19 protein-coding genes are annotated in these 20,117 nt (G+C 40.2%); 9 read left to right on the top strand and 10 right to left on the bottom strand.

The features are described from left to right. Window positions 1-73: 73 nt before the first annotated feature. Both B4F91_RS15960 and B4F91_RS15955 read left to right on the top strand, forming a co-directional pair. Window positions 74-460 (top strand): hypothetical protein, encoded by a 387-nt coding sequence (locus tag B4F91_RS15960; protein WP_029772511.1) that lies wholly within the window; start codon window positions 74-76, stop codon window positions 458-460. Between the two features lie 69 nt (window positions 461-529). After that, window positions 530-1,150 carry an FKBP-type peptidyl-prolyl cis-trans isomerase gene (locus tag B4F91_RS15955; protein WP_288635999.1) on the top strand — a complete coding sequence of 207 codons (621 nt, stop codon included), beginning with the start codon at window positions 530-532 and terminating at the stop codon, window positions 1,148-1,150. Between the two features lie 268 nt (window positions 1,151-1,418). On the opposite strand, the gene B4F91_RS15950 is transcribed toward B4F91_RS15955, so the two are convergent. Together B4F91_RS15950 and B4F91_RS15945 are read right to left on the bottom strand one after the other, a co-directional pair. Then, window positions 1,419-3,800 carry a TonB-dependent receptor gene (locus B4F91_RS15950; protein WP_286936429.1) on the bottom strand — a complete coding sequence of 794 codons (2,382 nt, stop codon included), beginning with the start codon at window positions 3,798-3,800 and terminating at the stop codon, window positions 1,419-1,421. 124 nt (window positions 3,801-3,924) lie between these two features. Continuing rightward, window positions 3,925-4,314, bottom strand: coding sequence for a YkgJ family cysteine cluster protein (locus B4F91_RS15945; protein ID WP_286936431.1), 390 nt, complete (start codon window positions 4,312-4,314; stop codon window positions 3,925-3,927). A 212-nt stretch (window positions 4,315-4,526) separates the two neighbouring features. Between B4F91_RS15945 and B4F91_RS15940 the strand changes: the two genes are divergently transcribed. Further along, complete coding sequence (locus B4F91_RS15940; RefSeq protein ID WP_248451443.1) at window positions 4,527-4,955, top strand: tetratricopeptide repeat protein; 429 nt, start codon at window positions 4,527-4,529, stop codon at window positions 4,953-4,955. A gap of 496 nt (window positions 4,956-5,451) precedes the next feature. Here B4F91_RS15940 and B4F91_RS15935 read toward each other — a convergent pair whose 3' ends face one another. From B4F91_RS15935 to B4F91_RS15925, 3 genes are all read right to left on the bottom strand, one after another. Continuing rightward, entirely contained in the window at window positions 5,452-5,622 is a 171-nt protein-coding gene (locus B4F91_RS15935; protein ID WP_288635997.1) for a hypothetical protein, read from the bottom strand. Window positions 5,623-5,948: 326 nt separating this feature from the next. Continuing rightward, window positions 5,949-6,119 carry a hypothetical protein gene (locus B4F91_RS15930; RefSeq protein WP_286936433.1) on the bottom strand — a complete coding sequence of 57 codons (171 nt, stop codon included), beginning with the start codon at window positions 6,117-6,119 and terminating at the stop codon, window positions 5,949-5,951. Window positions 6,120-6,686: 567 nt separating this feature from the next. After that, complete coding sequence (locus B4F91_RS15925; protein ID WP_414704619.1) at window positions 6,687-7,112, bottom strand: hypothetical protein; 426 nt, start codon at window positions 7,110-7,112, stop codon at window positions 6,687-6,689. A gap of 344 nt (window positions 7,113-7,456) precedes the next feature. On the opposite strand from B4F91_RS15925, the gene B4F91_RS15920 reads away from it, so the two are divergent. Both B4F91_RS15920 and B4F91_RS15915 read left to right on the top strand, forming a co-directional pair. Then, on the top strand, window positions 7,457-7,930 hold the full coding sequence (locus B4F91_RS15920) for a hypothetical protein (protein WP_096041805.1): 474 nt from the start codon (window positions 7,457-7,459) through the stop codon (window positions 7,928-7,930). Between the two features lie 27 nt (window positions 7,931-7,957). Beyond that, on the top strand, window positions 7,958-8,560 hold the full coding sequence (locus B4F91_RS15915) for a DUF1287 domain-containing protein (protein ID WP_286936434.1): 603 nt from the start codon (window positions 7,958-7,960) through the stop codon (window positions 8,558-8,560). Window positions 8,561-8,562: 2 nt separating this feature from the next. On the opposite strand, the gene yfaE is transcribed toward B4F91_RS15915, so the two are convergent. The 5 genes from yfaE to ubiG all read right to left on the bottom strand — a co-directional run bounded on the left by yfaE (window position 8,563) and on the right by ubiG (window position 14,124). Next, the gene (gene yfaE / locus B4F91_RS15910) at window positions 8,563-8,835 is read right to left on the bottom strand and encodes a class I ribonucleotide reductase maintenance protein YfaE (protein WP_004587862.1); all 273 of its coding nucleotides are present in this window, start codon (window positions 8,833-8,835) and stop codon (window positions 8,563-8,565) included. Next, window positions 8,835-9,965 carry a class Ia ribonucleoside-diphosphate reductase subunit beta gene (gene nrdB, locus B4F91_RS15905; RefSeq protein WP_004587863.1) on the bottom strand — a complete coding sequence of 377 codons (1,131 nt, stop codon included), beginning with the start codon at window positions 9,963-9,965 and terminating at the stop codon, window positions 8,835-8,837. The genes yfaE and nrdB overlap by 1 nt, the downstream gene beginning before the upstream one ends. A 73-nt stretch (window positions 9,966-10,038) precedes the next feature. After that, entirely contained in the window at window positions 10,039-12,321 is a 2,283-nt protein-coding gene (gene nrdA / locus B4F91_RS15900; protein ID WP_054982452.1) for a class 1a ribonucleoside-diphosphate reductase subunit alpha, read from the bottom strand. 412 nt (window positions 12,322-12,733) lie between these two features. Next, window positions 12,734-13,414, bottom strand: coding sequence for an HAD family hydrolase (locus B4F91_RS15895; protein ID WP_096041804.1), 681 nt, complete (start codon window positions 13,412-13,414; stop codon window positions 12,734-12,736). Beyond that, window positions 13,414-14,124 carry a bifunctional 2-polyprenyl-6-hydroxyphenol methylase/3-demethylubiquinol 3-O-methyltransferase UbiG gene (ubiG, locus tag B4F91_RS15890; protein WP_004587866.1) on the bottom strand — a complete coding sequence of 237 codons (711 nt, stop codon included), beginning with the start codon at window positions 14,122-14,124 and terminating at the stop codon, window positions 13,414-13,416. The genes B4F91_RS15895 and ubiG overlap by 1 nt, the downstream gene beginning before the upstream one ends. Window positions 14,125-14,302: 178 nt before the next feature. Between ubiG and gyrA the strand changes: the two genes are divergently transcribed. The 4 genes from gyrA to cmk all read left to right on the top strand — a co-directional run. Next, window positions 14,303-17,002: a DNA topoisomerase (ATP-hydrolyzing) subunit A gene (gyrA, locus tag B4F91_RS15885; protein WP_055253468.1), complete on the top strand. Its 2,700-nt coding sequence runs from the start codon at window positions 14,303-14,305 to the stop codon at window positions 17,000-17,002. A 110-nt stretch (window positions 17,003-17,112) separates the two neighbouring features. After that, a complete protein-coding gene (gene serC / locus B4F91_RS15880) occupies window positions 17,113-18,195 on the top strand; it encodes a 3-phosphoserine/phosphohydroxythreonine transaminase (RefSeq protein ID WP_286936237.1) in 1,083 nt (360 codons plus the stop codon). Then, window positions 18,195-19,472: a 3-phosphoshikimate 1-carboxyvinyltransferase gene (gene aroA, locus B4F91_RS15875; RefSeq protein ID WP_055253473.1), complete on the top strand. Its 1,278-nt coding sequence runs from the start codon at window positions 18,195-18,197 to the stop codon at window positions 19,470-19,472. Before serC ends, aroA begins: the two co-directional genes overlap by 1 nt. Window positions 19,473-19,579: 107 nt before the next feature. Beyond that, the coding region (cmk, locus tag B4F91_RS15870; RefSeq protein ID WP_288635993.1) for a (d)CMP kinase at window positions 19,580-20,117 on the top strand (538 nt) is incomplete at its 3' end.

The raw sequence follows: 20,117 nt of genomic DNA, 5'->3' as shown, positions 1-20,117 counted from the left end.
AAATCCCTATCTCTCCACCATTATTTAAAAAAACCGCCTTATGGGCGGTTTTTTGCTTTGTGGAGTTTAATAAATGTCAAAAGAAGCAAACCTTACAACATCGCAACGCTTAGTAAAGCATGTACTACTGTGGATTGTATTTGGCTACTGTTATCAAAGCGCGATTAATTTATTAATAAAAATGGCAGCAGATGCACAACCAGACGCAACGCTTATCACCGCCTTTGTGTATGGTATTGGCTTTAACGTATTAACTGCGCATCTTATTACTAAATACGATACGCATTGGCCTGTTATTGGCGCAGCTTTTATTGCCTTAGTTGGTTTAGTATTAGTGCCATTGGTGCTGTTTGGCAGCGGCGGTTTACTAGCGTGGCCATTGCTTGTTGGATTTTTATTCAGTTTACCCCTTTGTAGCTACATAGTTGGCAAAATTAAGGTAAAACACAGTAAAAACTAGCCCCAAACCGGTTTTATTTTATGTTAGCATGTACGCGTCTTTTAACTAACAAAACGTGAAAAACACATTATGTCAGATAATTTTACTACAGATGCTGAAAAAGCAAGTTACGGTATTGGCTTACAAATGGGTGAGCAACTTAAGTCTAACCCTTTTGAAGGCTTAAACCTAAATTCAGTATTTGAAGGCATGAAAGATGCGTACGCTGGTAGCGCTTTTCAAGTTGAGATCCCTGAGATCCAAGCTGCATTTGAAAAAATTAACGAAGAGATCCAAGCGCGTCGTGAAGAAGAAGCAAAAGTACTTTCTGCTGAAGGTATTGCATTCTTAGAAGAAAACGCTAAGCGTCCTGAAGTCACTGTTACCGAGTCTGGTTTACAATACGAAGTACTAGCAACAGGCGAAGGCGAAAAGCCAACTGCTGAGTCTACAGTACGTGTTGATTACCACGGTACATTAATTAACGGTACAGTATTTGATAGCTCTTACGAGCGCGGTCAACCAGCTGAATTCCCAGTAGGTGGCGTGATCAAAGGCTGGACTGAAGCTTTACAAATGATGCCAGTTGGCACTAAATGGCGTATTTACGTTCCTCATGAGCTTGCTTATGGTGAACGTGGCGCAGGTGCTGCAATTGCACCTTTCTCAACGCTTGTATTTGACGTTGAGCTACACGAAATCCTTTCTTAATTTAGTTATTAAGTCAGTATTTAAAAAGCCGTGGTCTTGACCGCGGCTTTTTTGTGTCTTGTGGTTTTATAGCAAGCTTTAAAAACGTTAATAATTTAGGCCAATCCGCATAATTAAGTGAGTTATTTTGGGGGAAAGATAAACTTGCTACCTGCGCTACAAACGCTATTACAACAAATAAATAACCTAGTTAATTAAATGAGTAGGCATAAAAAAACCGCATATAAAATGCGGCTTTAAAAGTAACTAAATAAATGCCAAAGCGTTATTAAAAATAACCTCTAATACCAAAGCGGAAGTTTCTACCTGGTAGTGGGGCTTTATCTTTTATAAACGAGCTGTGAACAAAGCCAAGTTCGTCTGTAATGTTATCTACATTTAAGTATAGCTGCGTATCTATAGCGCCTAAACTTAACTGATAATTAGCTTGAGCATCAACAATTGTGTAGCCATCGGTTTTAGTTTCATAGGCGCTAATATTATCTTGCTCAAAGTAGTGCGTACCTGTGAGTGTTAGTTGTAAATCGCCTACATTGTATTGTAATTCAGATCCTAATTTATTTGCTGGTATGCGCGGCAAGTTACCTTCGTCGTCTTTTAGCTTAGCGCGTGTTGAATCACCAAATACTTTAACCATGGCATTAGGGTCAATTTGATAGTGTACATCAAATTCTACACCGTAGAGTTCAGCATCTTTGCTGGCAAATTGATATACGGCAACCGCATCATCATGAGCGCCAATTGCAGACTCTAAACCATCTTCTTCGTCGTAAACTAATCCAGTATTTTGTTGATAATAAAAGTTTTTAATATCGTTATAGAAAAAGTTAACTGTGTAACCAAAGTCACCGCTAAAACGTCTAAAGCTAAAATCTAAATTGGTCGATTTTTCTTGTTTAATGTCTTCTGGCTCAAAGTGAACCTCGTTATCTTCAATATGATAGCCAAGGCCTAGCTCGTAAGTACCTGTAGCAATGTGTAATCCGTTTGATAAAAGCTCAGCAGAAAGGGGCGCACGCTCAGAGTGAGATAAGCTAAGTGCTACGCTTTGCCCTGGTGTGTATTGCCAAATAGCACCGGCAGAGGCGCTTACATTAGTAAAACTTTCACTGTATGCAATGCTTTCTTCTTCGCCTTCGTCATGATCTTCTTCTTCATCGTGATCATGTGCGTGCTCGCTTTCGGTAATTGTGCTTGTTATTTCGTAATCTTCAATACGCGCACCAAGCTCGAGTGTAACATCACCAAATTCACGTTCTTCAAGTAGGTATAACGCATGTGTAGTGGTCACACTTGCAGGAGTAAATGCTTCTTCGCCAATTGCGTCGTAATCCGATTCACTATAATGATAGCCCATCATACCGTGCCACTGCGCTAACTTGTGCTCTACATTTAAGCGTGCTTCGGTTGTTTCATTTTTAAAGGTGGTGCCAATTTCACCGTCTTCAATTTCACTGTGTTTGTAATCAGTGTAGCCAACACGAAGATTAATATTTTCAATCCAGTTGTTATCGAGCGCATAGCTTATAAGGCCTTGCCAACGATCTTGCTCTAGATGTGCATAAACAGACTCTTCTTCCTCTTCATCTGCGTGCTCATCGTGTTCTTCTTCGGTTTCACCTTCATGGTCATGGTCATGATGCTCATGCCCAGGAATACCGTAATCGGTTTCAATGCTACCGTAAGAAAAGCCAACCGTTAAATGATCGCCCACATAACTCGTACCCACATTAAATGTGTCGCTATCAATAAAAGTGTTTTCTACAGAGTTATGGGTTTCTACATCACCATCTTCATCTGAAATGTTAAATGTAGGCGTTTCATAGTCATCGCCGCTGCGTTTAGTCCCATCAAAATGAAAGTTAAATCCGTCATTTCCTGTTTCTAGTTTTGCAGCCACGGTATTTGAGTTAGAAACCGTGTCATGGCTGTATTCAGCTGCACCGGTTAAATCATCTAAATTGCTCGTTGGAATACGGTTATCAACCACATTTACCACACCACCAATTGCGCCTGAGCCATAAAGTAGGGTGCTTGGTCCGCGCAATACTTCAATTTGTTCCGCTGCTAAGCTGTCGCTTGAGGTTGCATGGTCGGGGCCAATGCGCGATGCATCGCTGGCATCTAAACCGTTTTGGGTAATTTTAACGCGAGGGCCATCTAAACCACGGATAATAGGGCTTGATGATACCGGACCAAAGTAACTGGCATTAACACCTGGTAAGCCCTTTAGTGTTTCGCCAAGGGTCGCTTTTGATTTGTTTTTAAGCTCATCACCTGATAAAACGCTCACCGGCGAAATCATTTCTAAGCTATTTTTATGCAGTGCAGAGGCATATACAACAACGGTTTCTACCGAGGTAGGGGTAAGCGACACCGTCACATTGTTTGAGTTTTCATTTACCGCAATACGCGAGTCTATAAAGTTGTCTTTACTTACATGCAATTGACTTTGAGAGTCTACATCAATAGAAAATTCGCCCTGTGCGTTGGTTTTTACACCTTGGTCTTTACCATGTACGTGTACAGCTGCGTTTTCAATAGGTTGGTTTTTATCGTCTGTTATTTTACCGGTAACGGTAGCAGCAAGTGCTGAATGAGAACATAAAACAGAAAAAACTGCAGAGGAAATTAATGTTAACTTTGTCATTATCTTAAAGGTTCGCGGTTACTATGTTGTGATATAATATAACACCGCATTTTTGACTTATCAACAATGTTATACTATAGCTTAATGTTTTTCGATGAATAAACACGCAAATAAGATAAGCTGTTTAAGAGCGGCTATCAAGCATAATTATATTAAGCTTATGTTGTGCTCTAGTTTGGTTTTTTACATCGATAGGTTCTATCATTTCGCATTCATCACGTATCATTTCTGAGACCAGGCTTGGATAATGGCGGCAATCTTCTGGCCTATCTAGGTAAATGCTACAGATATACATTGTTTTATGAGAGGGCTCTTTTTTGGGCGCTATTTCTAAAAAGGGGCAAGTGGAGAGTCGCAATTGTGTATTTGGATCAAACCAAATTTCATCATCTTTAACATATTGATAAATCTCTGGGTTAAACAGTGCCCACATTTCAATTTCTTGTAAGGTTGCACTTAAATCGCCCCCACCGTATTTAATACAGCATTTACCGCATTGGTTGCACTCTTTCATTTTTAGCCAGTATATTAGGTGTCCATTTGTTCCTCAGTGTATCACTGTAACTAAGGTGGATTACTTTTTTATATATAATTTTAAAACCACACTTTTAATTCCAACCCGCTATTTATTATTAATGTATTATTACACCTAAATAATTAGCCGTTCTAATAAGATTAGGACGCCTCTAAATAGTTAGTTTAGTGACCAGTTAAGGATAGTTCCTGATGATGAACACCAAAGTATATAAAGCAGTACATGATTTAGCAGAGCAACTGATGGAAGCTGCAAATAGAAACGACCGTAAAAGGTTTGAATTATTATTTTCTAGGCTCAAAGCTATTTGTGAAGAAAACGAGAATACTTCAAAAGATCACCCTGTACAGTGGGAAACCTTAGCTGACTTTACCGAAGAACTTGAAGAGGCAATTACCACATATGAAAAAGCGCTACAGAAATCGGTTGCGATTAATAACAAAGATCATATGTCGTCGGTTGCTTATTCAATGGCAACTCTACAAATAGAGCTTGGACAAACAAACGAAGCGATTAAAAGCCTAAAAAATGCCAAGGTTAGCGCTAATAAAATTGAAGATAAAGCGCTTAAAGCTGAAATACACGACCTACTAGAGTCACTTATTGAAGAAGAAGGCTAAATACATAACTTATCCATATTAAATGTGATTCTTGTGGATTTGGCTTAAGCTTAATAAAGCGCTGATGGTTTATACCCTCAGTGCTTTTTTATGTTCGCTATAAATACTAAACCAAAAGAAAAGGCTTACTATTGAGCTAGCTTATTCATAAAATCGACAATGTACTTTGCAATTTCTACTGGTTTTTCTTTAACACTAAAGTGTCCTGAATCGAGTAAATGTAGTTCAGCGTTCGGTACATCTTTTAAGTATGCTTTAGCGCCTGCGGCTATAAACGCAGGGTCGTTTTTACCTCATACAATTAACGTTGGGGGTTGGTAATTGCGTAAATAAGCTTGCCATTTTGGATAGTCGAGAAGGTTGTTGTAGTAATCTTGTAGCAATTGTACTTGAATTACTCTATCGGATTTGGTTTGTAAAAAGTGAAGAACGTGAGTCCAGCTATCTGGGCTCGTCACTTCTGGGTTACTTTGTACGTATCATAAATATTGCTTATTTATAATGGCTTTATTAGACGTGAATGAATAAATTTATCCCTCTGAGCTTGTGTTTTCTGCTCATTCGCGGCTTTAAAAAACGCTTGCCTCGGTAGGGTTAGCCCTACTAAATACGCATTGCCATTTTGTACAATAAGTGCATCAAGTCTAATTGGGTTACTTAACAACATGCTAAAGCCCACAGGTGCTCCAAAGTCTTGTATATATAGGCCGTAGCGCCTTACTTTAAGCGTTGTTAGTAACTCTTCAAGTATTGAGCCAGAAAATCAAAAGTATATTTTTGAGTTTCTGGGTTTGAGCGTGCGTTATAACCAGAACCTAAATAATCAGGCGCTATTACGTGGTAGCGCCCAGACAAAGAGGAATTAGTTCACGGTAGCTATGTGACGATGATGGATAACCATGTAATAAAATAATAGTTTGTTTATGTTGTGTACCAGCTTCTCGATAGACGATTTTTTTTACCATTTACCATTTACCATTTACCATTTACCATTTACCATTTACCATTTACATTTGCATATTTGTAAGTGGTTTTTGAAGGCCATACAGCATCAGCGGCATACACTTTGGCGGTTAGTGTAGACATAGAAACTAGTAAAAACACAATGAATGAAATGATGTGAGCAGGTTTTATTTTAAAGTTTTTTTGTATATCTGGGTGCATAAGTAAACTCGTTATTTTTGGTAATGACGCTTTATTAATTTACCAGACCTGTTATTTACACAATTATATTCAGTTAATAGTGTTCACGTTATTATAACTAATAGGAATACAGTAATAGTATGTGTGATTTTAGAACGTACTATCAAGTATGCAGTAGGTTAGGGCGTCAGCTCTTTATTGGCAGCTTTTTTGCATTTGAAATAACTTATTAAATAAACCGCTATTGGAATAGTTGGGCTTAGTAAAACATGGGGGTTATAATAGACGTCTCGTTCGCCATAAAAACAAAAATATAATACTGCGGCGAGTATTGAGGGTAGGGGAAAGATAATTGCACCGTGCCCAAAAGCAGCAAAAATTGTCCATGAAAAAACACTAGGCCAAAGCACTGCTCTAATATAGGCTCCTTTGTTTGTTGATTTCGCGGTTTTAGCGTAATTACGCGCAATAAAGTAAGATATTACTGTTGGAAATAAAATTAAAACGATGTTCAGTAGTATAAGTATAAGCACAGTGATTCAATTCCTTTTGATATTATTTTTATAGTCAGTTTTTTACAACAAGACCTTAGTCAGATTTAGTTAACTCAGTTTTTAAAGCAGTGATTTGCTCAACCTCATCTGCTGTTAATGCTTGATATAACCTAGGATAAGACCAGCCATAGCCCCACCTAAACGTGGTTGGTATAAAAGGGCTTCCACCAATACGTACCCCAGCAAGCATGAGATTAGCTATATGTATCTCGCCTACATCAGCAACACACTGCTGTAATACTTTATCTGCTTTTAAACGTTCTACGTACGTACCACCTTGCCAATAGGCATAGTCATGCGCTGTGCAGCACGCTAACCAGAGCTTTTTATGCTGTATGGTCCCATCAGGGAATGAGCTACACCCATCTGATGTAAAGGGTTTTATATTTTCAGCATTAGCTGTACCAGAAAGTAAAATTAGTAAAAGGCTTGCACATAAACGCATTGTGTTAATACTCAAATTCACGTATGTAAGGTTAAATTTATACATAAGTGTTTTAGCTACGATTTTAGTTACAAATAATAACAGTTTTTTAAGTATAAAGAAGACGTCTAACTATCTATGAACTGTTTATTTTTCTATGTTGAAATTATTAGCATAGAGTTTGGTTTTAAGGTAAACCACGCCTATTTTATGTGCTTACTCCCTGTACATGGCAAATACGCGCTGTCTTTAAATTAAACCGAAGAGTGATTAACATTTTTAAATTTTAAAAAAGAGATTCGTTAATTTACTTTTGTTACAATTGAGTTGTTGGCTTACAACACTTATACAATGTTAAGTTAGTATTTTGGAGAAAGGACGTGCTCGAACAAATAGAACAATGGATTGATGCAACAAATATTAAATATAAAACCCAAAGAATTAGTTGTGAGAAATTTGCTAGTGAGTTTGCAGGGTTTTATCCTGTCGAATTTTTAAAAAATGCCTTTTACGTTATTGTCGATGAAATACCCAAACCTAACTTTCCTTTTTTGCGTGAAATGGGATTAGACGATTTTATTGACATGGATGCCGCAGGTACTACATACAAAAACACTTATTACATGCTTCCTTACGTAGCTGATAATTTAGCTGTACATTTTCATGAACTTGTTCACGTAGCCCAATGGAGTGAACTTGGCGCCGAGGCTTTTATGTTACGTTACTTAACCGAAATTCAGCAGGTTGGTTATGCAGCTGCGCCACTTGAAGTAATGGCGTATGGTCTTGATAAGCACTTTACAAATAATGGCAATAAAATAAACGTGCCTGAACACGTGGTTCAAGCGTTGTAGTTAATTAACATTTTCAAAGGATTGCATATGACACGCTTTACTGTTTTTTTACTGAGCTTACTTAGTGTAAATGCCTATGCGGCATCGTTTGATGACGATATTGTGGCTGCATTACTTGAAAGAACAACACATAACGTTACCTACGATGGGTCTTATCGCTCTATTGGCTATCCTGGTGGTGATGTACCTGAGAATGTAGGTGTGTGCACCGATGTAATAATTAGAAGTTACAGAAAGTTAGGCATCGATTTACAGAAACTCGTGCATGAAGACATGCAAAATAACTTTACACTGTATCCATCTAAACGTATTTGGGGTTTAAATAAGCCTGATAAAAATATAGACCACCGAAGAGTGCCTAACTTACAAACCTACTTTAAAAGACAGGGTCGTGCGTTAGTGTTATCTGATAGCCCTGAAGATTATAAAACAGGTGATATAGTGACTTGGATGTTACCGGGTAACCTGCCACATATAGGTATGGTAGTTAATGAGCGTTCAGTACAAACTGGCAATCCATTAATTGTACATAACATTGGGCGTGGGGCAGAAAAAACCGATATGCTTTTTGATTATAAAATCACAGGGCACTACCGGTTTGAACCACAGCATTTGAATAAAACGCAGTAGATTTATTTTAAATTAATACTTATATTACCGTTTGGCTTACAGCAGCACAGCAGTATTTCTCCCTCGCGTACAAACGCTAAAGGCTCTTCGTTATAGTGCACTTGGCCTGAGACTAACGTGGCCCTGCACGCGCCACAATAGCCTTCGCGGCATTGATACGCTACGTCTATTTTTTGGTTTTCTAAGCAATGTAAAACAGAAGGGCAGCCAGTGCTAAATTCTATACACTGGCTGTTATCTGCAAGCGTTATACTTGCAGTGGGTTTGTCACTCATTATAAATCAAAGTCACCAAATTCTGAGGCATCTACTTGTGAGTCAATTTGACCTACAAGGTATGAGCTAATTTCTGCTTCTTGCGGTGCAACTTGCACGTTGTCAGACACAAGCCATGAGTTGATCCATGGAATTGGATTACTGTTGTTTTCAAATTGCGCAGGCAGGCCAATGGCGGTCATACGTGCGTTAGTAATGTATTCAACATACTGACATAAAATGTGTTTGTTTAAACCAATCATAGAGCCATCTTTGAATAAGTACTCTGCCCATTCTTTTTCTTGCTCTGCGGCTTCAACAAACATTTTAATGGCTTCTTCACGGCACTGCGCGGCAACAATCGCCATTTCAGGGTCGTCTTTACCATCTTGCATAATGTTTAAAATATGCTGCGTACCCGACAGATGAAGTGCTTCATCACGTGCGATTAGCTTGATGATTTTAGCGTTACCTTCCATTAATTCACGCTCAGCAAAGGCAAACGAACACGCAAAGCTGACATAAAAACGAATGGCTTCAAGAATATTTACCGACATCATGGCAAGGTAAAGTTTCTTTTTAAGATCAAATAAGCTAATCACAACGGTTTGACCGTTAATTTCGTGCTTGCCTTCGCCATACAAGTTATAAAGCGACACGCCATTGATTAAATCATCGTAGTAGGTGGTTACCGCATCAGCACGTTCGCTAATTTTTTCGTTACTAACTATGTCATCAAAAATAAGTTCTGGTGACTGTGTAACGTTACGAATAATGTGGGTGTAAGAGCGACTGTGAATAGTTTCACTAAATGCCCACGTTTCTATCCATGTTTCTAGCTCAGGAATAGACACAATAGGGAGTAGGGCAACGTTTGGTGAGCGGCCTTGTACACTATCAAGCAGCGTTTGATATTTTAAGTTACTTAAAAATATGTGCTTTTCGTGCTCTGGCAATGCTTGAAAGTCTAAACGGTCTTTACTTACGTCTACTTCTTCTGGACGCCAAAAAAACGAAAGTTGCTTTTCAATCAATTTTTCAAAAATAGGGTATTTTTGTTGATCGTAACGCGAAACGTTAACGGTTTGGCCAAAAAACATTGGCTCTTGCATTTGATCATTATGGTTACGACTAAAAGTAGTATAAGACATGTCTATCACTCAAAAAACTATCACTAAAACTATCAGGACAAAGCGGGCAAAGAGCCCGCTTTAAGTTTAACTATTAAATTTTACACGCGCCGCCTGCACAATCATCATCTTCCACTTCTGGAGTGTCGTCTTGTGCATCTGATGCGCCATCACGGGTGTTATGGTAGTAAAGTGTTTTAACACCAAGCTTGTATGCACCTAGTAAGTCTTTTAATAAGACTTTCATAGGTACTTTACCGCCTTCGTATTTGTTTGGATCATAATTAGTATTGGCCGAAATAGTTTGGTCAATAAACTTTTGCATTATGCCCACTAACTGTAAGTAACCATCGTTTGATGGAATATCCCACAGTAGCTCGTAGTTATCTTTTAAGCGTTCGTACTCAGGAACTACTTGTTTTAAAATACCGTCTTTACTTGCTTTAACGCTAATGTGACCACGTGGTGGCTCAATACCGTTAGTTGCGTTAGAGATTTGCGACGATGTTTCTGAAGGCATTAATGCGCTAAGTGTTGAGTTACGCATGCCGTGCTCTTTAATGCTGGCACGTAACGAATCCCAATCTAAGTGCAGTGGCTCATCACAAATTTTATCTAAGTCACGTTTGTACGTATCAGTTGGCATAATACCTTGAGAGTACGTTGTTTCGTTAAACTTAGGACACGCGCCACGCTCTTTAGCCAGCTCGTTTGATGCCTTCATTAAGTAGTATTGAATTGCTTCAAACGTTTTGTGAGTCAGTGCATTAGCACTGCCATCTGAGTAACGCTTACCATTTTTAGCAAGGTAGTAAGCGTAGTTAATTACGCCTATTCCTAACGTACGACGGCCCATAGTGGCATTACGTGCAGCCGGTACTGGGTAGTCTTGGAAATCAAGTAGGTTATCAAGTGCACGTACTGCAAGCTCAGCAAGCTCTTCAAGTTCATCAAGTGACTCAATAGCGCCTAGGTTAAATGCAGATAGCGTACAAAGTGCAATTTCGCCTTCTTCATCGTTTACGTTATTTAACGGCTTAGTTGGCAATGCAATTTCTAAACATAAGTTAGATTGGCGAATTGGCGCCACTTTAGAAATAAACGGGCTGTGCGTATTACAGTGATCCACGTTTTGTAAATAAATACGACCTGTGCTGGCACGCTCTTGTGCGAACATTGAGAAAAGCTCAATCGCTTTAATACGCTTTTTACGAATAGACTCGTCTTGCTCGTATTTTACGTATAACGCGTCAAACTCGTCTTGGTCTTCAAAGAATGCATCGTAAAGGCCAGGCACATCTGATGGGCTAAATAACGTAATGTAGTCGTCTTTAATTAAACGAGAATACATTAGTTTATTAAACTGTACGCCGTAATCTAAATGACGAACACGGTTATCATCAACACCACGGTTATTTTTAAGTACTAGTAGGTTTTCTACTTCTAAATGCCAAAGCGGGTAGAATAACGTTGCAGCACCGCCACGTACGCCACCTTGCGAGCAGCTTTTAACTGCTGTTTGAAAGTGCTTATAAAAAGGAATACAACCTGTGTGGTACGCCTCACCATTACGGATATGGCTACCTAATGCACGAATACGGCCGGCGTTAATACCAATACCTGCACGTTGTGAAACGTACTTAACAATGGCAGATGAAGTGGCGTTAATTGAATCAAGGCTGTCGCCACATTCAATAAGTACACACGAGCTAAACTGACGCGTAGGTGTACGCACACCCGACATAATTGGCGTAGGTAAAGAGATTTTAAACGTTGATACTGCATCGTAAAAACGTTTGATATAGTCAGTACGCGTTTCGCGCGGATAGTCAGAGAATAAACTCGCAGCCACTAAGATATATAAAAACTGGGCGCTTTCGTAAATCTCACCCGTTACGCGGTTTTGTACTAGGTATTTACCTTCAAGCTGCTTTACTGCTGCGTAGCTAAAGTTAAGATCGCGCGAATGATCAAGATAAGCATCTAGCTCATCAAGCTCTTGCTCTGTGTAATCAACGAGTAAATGAGCGTCGTAGCGTTTGTCTTCAACCATTTTTGTAACATGGTCAAATAAACGTGGTGGCTCAAACTGGCCATACGCTTTTTTACGTAAGTGGAATACAGCTAAGCGGGCAGCTAAGTACTGGTAGTCAGGCGACTCTTTTGAAATTTGATCGGCTGCTGCTTTAATGATGGTTTCGTGAATGTCTTTTGTACGAATACCGTCGTAAAATTGAATGTGTGACTTTAATTCAACCTGTGAAACCGATACGTTGTTTAAACCTTCGGCGGCCCATTCAATAACGCGATGGATCTTATCAAGATCTAAAGGCTCTTTACGCCCGTCACGCTTGCTTACAGATAACTGTTGGTTCATAGCTTTGCCTGTATTCCTTGGGAATTGTGTATTTTGACCAATGCTTTATACCTCGCCAAAGCAAGGTACGTATTCATTTATTATAAGTTTCACCGTATTGGCGAATTTAATTGAATAACATTTGGCCACAATATCTGGTGTTGTTCAATTTAGAGATCACAAGATAGTGTGGTCTGAGCTGATTTGCAAGGGACATAATTGCCCCTATTTGTGGATAACTTTGGGATAACGTATTTGTGTTAGTAGTCACTCACCTTCGAACAATCATTTAAGTTGAAATAGCTAAAAATCAACTAATGATCTGCTAAATTTATGCATTTTGAAAATAAATTTCGACTGCTTTTTTTATCATCAAGCTTTGCATAAAAACTAACATAATCACAATATATAGTGTTTAAAAATTTACATGGCACTATATATGGTTAAAAGCATCAATAGGGCTGTGCCAGTTAAAATCGGCTTCCCAGCCCTTGGCCTCATCAATACTTGGTATATAGCCCCAAAGCGCTGTTGCTGTGTGCATACCTGCGGCTTTACCTGCTTCTATATCACGTTGAGCATCACCTATGTATAAACAACGCTTAGGATCTACGTTCATCAGTTTTGTACAGTGTAGTAAGGGTAAAGGTGATGGTTTAGCCTCGGTGAGGGTATCGCCACTGATCACAACGTGTGCATTTTTTAAAGCGGGTATAGCAGCCACTAATGGATCGGTTAAAAACCCTGGCTTATTAGTCATTATTCCCCATTTTATACCTTGGTTCTCAAGGGCTATGAGTAATGATTCTATGCCTTCAAAGCAGCGGGTGTGTGTCGCTAGGTTTTGGCTGTAGTGGCAGACTAACTGTTTTATTCGTTCAGTTTGTGGTTGCGATGCCCATTGCGCTTTAAAGCCAAGTTCAAGTAGTGCGCCGGCGCCATTAGATGCTACTTTTCTATACGCTTCAGGCGTAACTTGCGCAACACCTTCACTTTTAAGTACAGCATTTAAAGCAGCACCTAAATCGTCTGCTGTATCAAGCAAGGTGCCATCTAAATCAAATAAGAAAGCGTCGTACTCAAAAGGAGTTAAGGGGGTATGAGAGCTAGCCATTATGCCAACTTCTCAAAGTGAAGAATGTAATTAACACTCACATCTGTATTTAATGAATACTGCTTAGAAAGCGGGTTGTAGCCCAGGCCAGCACTGGCACGTACTTTTAAACCGGCTTGTTCAGCCCATGCAATCAGTTGTGCAGGTTTTATAAATTTGTTGTGATCGTGTGTGCCCTCAGGCACCATTTTTAACAGCTTTTCAGCACCTACAATAGCAAACAAGTAAGCTTTAGGCGTTTTATTTAGGGTTGAGAAAAACACATCAGCCCCTGGCTTGGCAAGCTCTGCGACTGCATGAATAATAGAAGCAGGATCAGGTACGTGCTCTAGCATTTCCATACAGGTTATTACATCAAAGCGAGCAGGGTGCTGGGTTGCAAATTCTTCTGCAGGTACTTTTATATAGTCAACATTTACACCGGTTTCTAGGCTATGAAGCTTTGCTACGGTGAGTGGCTCTTGCCCCATGTCTATACCGGTTACGTGTGCGCCCATGCGTGCCATGCTTTCGCTAAGAATGCCGCCACCACAGCCTACATCGAGTGTTTCTTTATCAAATAAGCCTTGGGTTTTGTTAGCCACAAAGTCTAATCGTAATGGGTTAATTTCGTGAAGAGGTTTAAACTCTCCGTCTTGGTCCCACCATCGCTCTGCAATGGCTTCAAATTTTGCTATTTCTGCGTTATCTACATTTTGATGTTCGGTCATAAAATACTTCCTCGTCAATCTGAGGCCATTATATAGGGCTAAATTGATAAATCGCAAAGTTTTGCGCCTGTAAATTTAAATTAATTGTGATAGCATGGTCGCTTAGAAATAATAACAAATACTCTTGGCGCCTAATACCGGGTTGCTAAGAGCTGATACTGAAGGAATGTGATATCAAATGACTGATCTCGCCAATGAAATTCTGCCAGTCAATATTGAAGACGAGTTAAAAAACTCCTACCTTGATTACGCAATGAGCGTAATTGTAGGACGTGCATTACCAGACGTACGTGATGGTTTAAAACCTGTTCACCGCCGCGTTTTGTTTGCAATGAACGAGCTTAGTAATGACTGGAATAAGCCTTACAAAAAATCGGCCCGTGTGGTCGGTGACGTAATCGGTAAATACCACCCACACGGCGACAGTGCAGTTTATGACACCATCGTGCGTATGGCACAGCCATTCTCACTACGTTATATGCTTGTAGATGGCCAAGGTAACTTCGGTTCGGTTGATGGTGATTCAGCAGCGGCAATGCGTTATACAGAAGTACGTATGGCAAAAATGTCGCATGAGTTATTAGCCGATCTTGAAAAAGAAACGGTTGATTTCGTTCCTAACTACGACGGTACCGAACAAATTCCTGACGTTTTACCAACCAAAGTGCCTAACTTACTTGTTAACGGTTCATCGGGTATTGCGGTAGGTATGGCAACAAACATTCCACCACATAACTTAACTGAAGTGGTTAATGGTTGTTTAGCGCTTATTCAAAACCCTGATTTAACGATTCATGAATTAATGGATTACATTCCGGGTCCTGATTTCCCAACGGCTGCCATTATCAATGGTAAAAAAGGCATTGAAGATGCTTATTTAACCGGCCGTGGTAAAGTGTACATGCGTGCACGTGCCGACATCGAAACCGATGAAAAAACAGGCCGCGAAACCATTATCGTGCACGAAATTCCTTATCAGGTTAACAAAGCACGCTTAATTGAAAAAATTGCTGAGCTTGTTAAAGATAAAAAAATTGAAGGCATCAGCGCACTACGTGATGAATCAGATAAAGACGGTATGCGTATCGTTATTGAGATCAAACGTGGTGATGTAGGTGAAGTTATCCTCAACAACTTATATTCACAAACTCAGTTACAAACTGTGTTTGGTATGAATATGGTTGCATTAATTAACAACCAACCTAAGTGTTTCAACTTAAAAGAAATGCTTGAAGAGTTTGTTATTCACCGCCGTGAAGTGGTTACACGCCGTACCGTATTTGATTTACGTAAAGCGCGCGACCGTGCTCATACCCTTGAAGGTTTAGCAATTGCGCTTGCCAACATCGACCCAATTATTGAGCTTATTCGTAAGTCGCCAACCCCAGCTGAGGCTAAAATAGCCTTAACAGCTCGCCCATGGGACTTAGGTAACGTACAAGCTATGCTTGAAAAAGCAGGCGAAGAAAACGTAGCACGCCCAGATTGGCTGGCAAGTGAGCTGGGTATTCGCGATGGTCAGTACTATATTTCTGAGCAGCAAGCACAAGCAATTCTTGATTTACGTTTACACAAACTAACCGGTCTTGAGCATGAAAAAATCTTAGCAGAGTACCAATCGCTGTTAGATTTAATTGCTGAGCTACTACACATTTTAGGTAGCCCTGAGCGTTTAATGGAAGTTATTCGTGATGAGTTAGTTGAAATTAAAGAGCAATATGGTGATGAGCGTCGTACAGAAATTAACGCGGCAGCGCACGATATTAGCCTTGAAGATTTAATTAACGAAGAAGATGTTGTTGTGACCCTATCGCACGAAGGTTACGTTAAGTATCAGGCATTGTCTGATTACGAAGCACAGCGCCGTGGTGGTAAAGGTAAGTCAGCAACGAAGATGAAAGATGAAGATTTCATTGAGCGTCTTTTAGTGGCTAATACCCACGATACCATTTTATGTTTCTCTACTGCGGGTCGTTTGTACTGGCTTAAAGTATACCAGTTACCACTGGCTAGTCGCGCCGCTCGCGGTAAGCCAATTGTTAACTTACTGCCACTTGAAGATGATGAGCGCATTACTGCTATCTTACCTGTACGCGAGTACGAAGAAGATAAATACATTTTCATGGCAACTGCATTTGGTACTGTGAAGAAAACACCACTAACGGCATACAGTCGTCAACGTGCAAGCGGTATTATTGCGGTAAACCTTAACGAAGGCGATAGCCTAATTGGGGTTGATATTACCGACGGTAGCAACGAAATTATGTTGTTTACTGATGCAGGTAAAGTGGTACGCTTTAAAGAAGCGGAAGAGTCTGCTGTTGTTGATGAAAACGGCAACCCGGTACTTGACGAAGAAGGCAACCCTGAAATTCGTTTCAAAGGTGTTCGCCCTATGGGTCGTACTGCTACCGGTGTTCGTGGTATTAAAATGGCCGACGACCAACGCGTAGTGTCGTTAATTGTGCCTAAGTCTGATGGTGCTATTTTAACTGTGACTGAAAATGGTTACGGTAAACGTACTCAACTTGAAGATTACCCATCTAAGAGCCGTGCAACACAAGGTGTTGTATCTATTAAGGTGAGTGAGCGTAATGGCGCAGTAGTTGGCGCTGTACAAGTTGACGACAACGACGAAATAATGATTATTTCAAACCGTGGTACGCTAGTACGTACCCGCGTTAATGAAGTATCGACGGTTGGACGTAACACCCAAGGTGTTATTTTGATCAGAACTATTGACGAAGAGCAAGTAGTTGGTTTACAACGTATCGAAGAGATTGAAGTTACAGACAGTGACTTAGTTGATATTGAAGACGTTGAAACGGTTGATACAGTAAATGAAGAAGCAACGGATGATAATCCACCTTCTGAATAACTGAAATTGAAAAAGCGGCTAAGGCCGCTTTTTTTAATCATGTTGAAAAAAATTAATAATCCTTTTTTGTTTATCAAAAGAGTTTAAATTACTGGAATGAGGCAAAGGTAATGAGTAAATATAATTTTTGTGCGGGGCCAGCTATGCTTCCACAAGCTGTTATGCAAAAAGCACAAAAAGAATTTTTAGACTGGCAAGACTTAGGCGTATCTGTGATGGAAATAAGCCATCGTAGTAAAGATTTTTTAGCGCTTACAGCAAAATGCGAAGCCAGCCTTCGTCGTTTAATGAACATTAGCGATGAATTTGAAGTGTTATTTATGCACGGTGGTGGCCGCGGTCAATTTAGCGCTGTGCCATTAAATTTACATCAAAATGGTAAAACGGCGGTTTACTGCGAGAACGGCGTTTGGTCTAAAAGTGCCACTGACGAAGCTAATAAATTTACTCAAACCCACTCAATCAACGTTAGAAATGACGCAAACGGGCTGTTTTCTATAAAAGAAGTGGCGCAGTGGGAGTTACCTGCAGATGCATCTTACATTCACTACTGTCCAAATGAAACGGTAGACGGATTAGAGATTTTTGATGTGCCTAGTCACCCAACAGCGCCTATTATTGCTGATATGTCGTCGACTATTTTGTCGCGCGAAATTGACGTAAATAAATTTGATTTAATTTATGCCGGTGCACAAAAAAATATAGGTCCATCAGGTATAGCTATTGTTATTGTTCGCAAAACATTACTTGAGCGTGACGGTTTAGCTAAACCTGGCATTTTAGATTACGCACTTGAAGCAAAACAAGGCAGCATGTTTAATACACCGCCTACTTTTGCATGGTATTTAGCGGCCGAAGTATTTGAATGGCTAGAGAAAAACGGTGGCGTTAAGGCAATGGAAGCACAAAATATTGCTAAAGCTAAGCTGCTTTATGACTTTATTGATGAATCGCCTTTTTATACTAATAAAGTAGCGACGCATTGTCGTTCGCGTATGAATGTACCGTTTTGGCTAAACGATGAAAGCTTAAACGAAAAGTTTGTAACGCAATCTAAAGAAGCTGGCTTACTTGCCCTAGAAGGACACAGAATTGTAGGCGGTATGCGCGCAAGTATTTATAACGCAATGCCACTTGCAGGTGTGCAAGCCTTGGTTGACTTTATGGCGGCATTTGCACAGGAGCACAGCTAATGGAACAACTTCGTTTAGAGCCTATTTCTCGTGTAAATGGCAGTGTTACCTTACCTGGGTCTAAAAGCCTATCAAACCGTATTTTATTATTAGCAGCGCTGGCTCAAGGGACTACCGTTGTTGAAAACCTGCTAGATAGCGATGATATTCGCCATATGTTGGGTGCATTAAAACTACTAGGTGTTAACGTAACGCTTAATGATGATCGCACTGTGGCAACCGTAGAAGGGGTTGGCGGTGTATTTAAAACCCCAAGTGAACCTTTATTTTTAGGCAATGCAGGTACTGCTTATCGTCCTTTAACCGCGGTACTCGCAGCTGTAGCTGGGGAGTATGAGCTTATAGGTGAGCCGCGCATGGAAGAGCGCCCAATAGGGCACTTAGTAGATGCACTTCAAGCACTTGGCGGCGATATTACCTACACAAAACATAAAGACTACCCACCACTAAAAATAATTGGTGGGCAAATTAAAGGCGGTACTGTTGAAATTGATGGCAGTATTTCTAGCCAATTTTTAACAGCATTGCTAATGGCTGCCCCTTTATTTAGTGGTGATACGCAAATTACCATTAAGGGTACTTTGGTATCTAAGCCTTACATTGATATAACGTTAGATGTAATGGCGCGTTTTGGGGTGACTGTTGAGCACAGCGACTATACAACATTTAAAGTTAAAGGCGGCCAACAATACCAATCACTAGAGCGTATTATGGTGGAGGGTGATGCATCATCAGCGTCTTACTTTGTTGCGGCAGCGGCCATTGCCGGTGGCGAAATTGAAATTAAAGGCGTGGGCGCTAAATCAGTTCAAGGTGATATTGGTTTTGCTAAAGTGATGGAACAAGTTGGCGCTGAAATAAAATGGTATGACGAGCGTTTAGTTGTTCGCAAAGGTGAATTAAAAGGTGTAGATATTGACGCTAACGCTATCCCTGATGCGGCAATGACACTTGCTACGGTTGCTTTATTTGCTAAAGGGCCCACGGCTATTCGCAATATTTATAACTGGCGTGTAAAAGAAACCGACCGTTTATATGCAATGGCAACTGAACTTCGTAAAGTGGGTGCCGGGGTTGTAGAGGGTGAAGATTTTATCGAAATTACACCACCGAGTGCATTCAATGATGTGGCTATAGATACGTATGACGATCACCGTATAGCGATGTGTTTTGCAATGGTTGCCGTAGGCGGAAAGCCTATTACAATCAACGATCCTAAGTGTACATATAAAACTTTTCCAACCTTTTTCAAGGTTTTAGCATCAGTGAGTGAGTAGGTTTTTTATAAATAATTATAAAAAGTTACACACTAAAGCGGATCTATTTGCAGAAGTGGCGTATAATATCGCGGTTTTATTTAGGTGTGCATTGCAGGAGGTTTTAAATGCAGGCGTTATTAATGCCCGTAATCACCGTTGATGGCCCAAGTGGTTCAGGTAAAGGAACTGTTTGTCGCTTGTTAGCCGACAAATTGGGGTGGGATGTATTGGATAGCGGCGCAATTTACCGTGTATTATCCCTTGCCGCACTTCATCACCAAATAGCATTAGACAACGAAGAAGCGCTTGTCCCGCTTGCTGCAAACTTAGATGTGCAGTTTTTGGTTGATAGCCAAACTAATGCTGGAAAAGTTATTTTAGAAGGCGAAGATGTAACCTCGACAATTCGTAATGAAGAGGTTGGGGCAGCTGCTTCAAAAGTGGCTGCATTACCGCGTGTACGTGAAGCGTTACTTCGACGCCAGCGTGCGTTTAAAACCGAACGGGGCTTAATTGCTGATGGCCGAGATATGGGCACCGTGGTTTTTCAAGACGCACCATTAAAAATATATTTAACCGCTAGTGCACAAGAACGCGCGCGCAGACGTTATGTTGAGTTGAATGAGCGCGGCCTTGATGTTACACTAAGTGGTCTATTACAGG

The organism is Pseudoalteromonas sp. UBA6610 (assembly GCF_002433295.1).
In the GTDB taxonomy this organism is placed as follows: Bacteria; Pseudomonadota; Gammaproteobacteria; order Enterobacterales; family Alteromonadaceae; genus Pseudoalteromonas; species Pseudoalteromonas atlantica.
Note: the sequence above shows the minus strand (reverse complement) of the source record. Positions and strands in the feature narration are given on the sequence as shown.

What these genes read in the sequence shown, in the direction of transcription:
- B4F91_RS15960 (WP_029772511.1), top strand. Translation starts at nt 74, where the DNA reads ATGTCAAAAGAAGCAAACCTTACAACATCGCAACGCTTAGTAAAGCAT.
- B4F91_RS15955 (WP_288635999.1), top strand. Translation starts at nt 530, where the DNA reads ATGTCAGATAATTTTACTACAGATGCTGAAAAAGCAAGTTACGGTATT.
- B4F91_RS15950 (WP_286936429.1), bottom strand. Translation starts at nt 3,800, where the DNA reads ATGACAAAGTTAACATTAATTTCCTCTGCAGTTTTTTCTGTTTTATGT.
- B4F91_RS15945 (WP_286936431.1), bottom strand. Translation starts at nt 4,314, where the DNA reads ATGAAAGAGTGCAACCAATGCGGTAAATGCTGTATTAAATACGGTGGG.
- B4F91_RS15940 (WP_248451443.1), top strand. Translation starts at nt 4,527, where the DNA reads ATGATGAACACCAAAGTATATAAAGCAGTACATGATTTAGCAGAGCAA.
- B4F91_RS15935 (WP_288635997.1), bottom strand. Translation starts at nt 5,622, where the DNA reads ATGTTGTTAAGTAACCCAATTAGACTTGATGCACTTATTGTACAAAAT.
- B4F91_RS15930 (WP_286936433.1), bottom strand. Translation starts at nt 6,119, where the DNA reads ATGCACCCAGATATACAAAAAAACTTTAAAATAAAACCTGCTCACATC.
- B4F91_RS15915 (WP_286936434.1), top strand. Translation starts at nt 7,958, where the DNA reads ATGACACGCTTTACTGTTTTTTTACTGAGCTTACTTAGTGTAAATGCC.
- yfaE (WP_004587862.1), bottom strand. Translation starts at nt 8,835, where the DNA reads ATGAGTGACAAACCCACTGCAAGTATAACGCTTGCAGATAACAGCCAG.
- nrdB (WP_004587863.1), bottom strand. Translation starts at nt 9,965, where the DNA reads ATGTCTTATACTACTTTTAGTCGTAACCATAATGATCAAATGCAAGAG.
- nrdA (WP_054982452.1), bottom strand. Translation starts at nt 12,321, where the DNA reads ATGAACCAACAGTTATCTGTAAGCAAGCGTGACGGGCGTAAAGAGCCT.
- B4F91_RS15895 (WP_096041804.1), bottom strand. Translation starts at nt 13,414, where the DNA reads ATGGCTAGCTCTCATACCCCCTTAACTCCTTTTGAGTACGACGCTTTC.
- ubiG (WP_004587866.1), bottom strand. Translation starts at nt 14,124, where the DNA reads ATGACCGAACATCAAAATGTAGATAACGCAGAAATAGCAAAATTTGAA.
- gyrA (WP_055253468.1), top strand. Translation starts at nt 14,303, where the DNA reads ATGACTGATCTCGCCAATGAAATTCTGCCAGTCAATATTGAAGACGAG.
- serC (WP_286936237.1), top strand. Translation starts at nt 17,113, where the DNA reads ATGAGTAAATATAATTTTTGTGCGGGGCCAGCTATGCTTCCACAAGCT.
- aroA (WP_055253473.1), top strand. Translation starts at nt 18,195, where the DNA reads ATGGAACAACTTCGTTTAGAGCCTATTTCTCGTGTAAATGGCAGTGTT.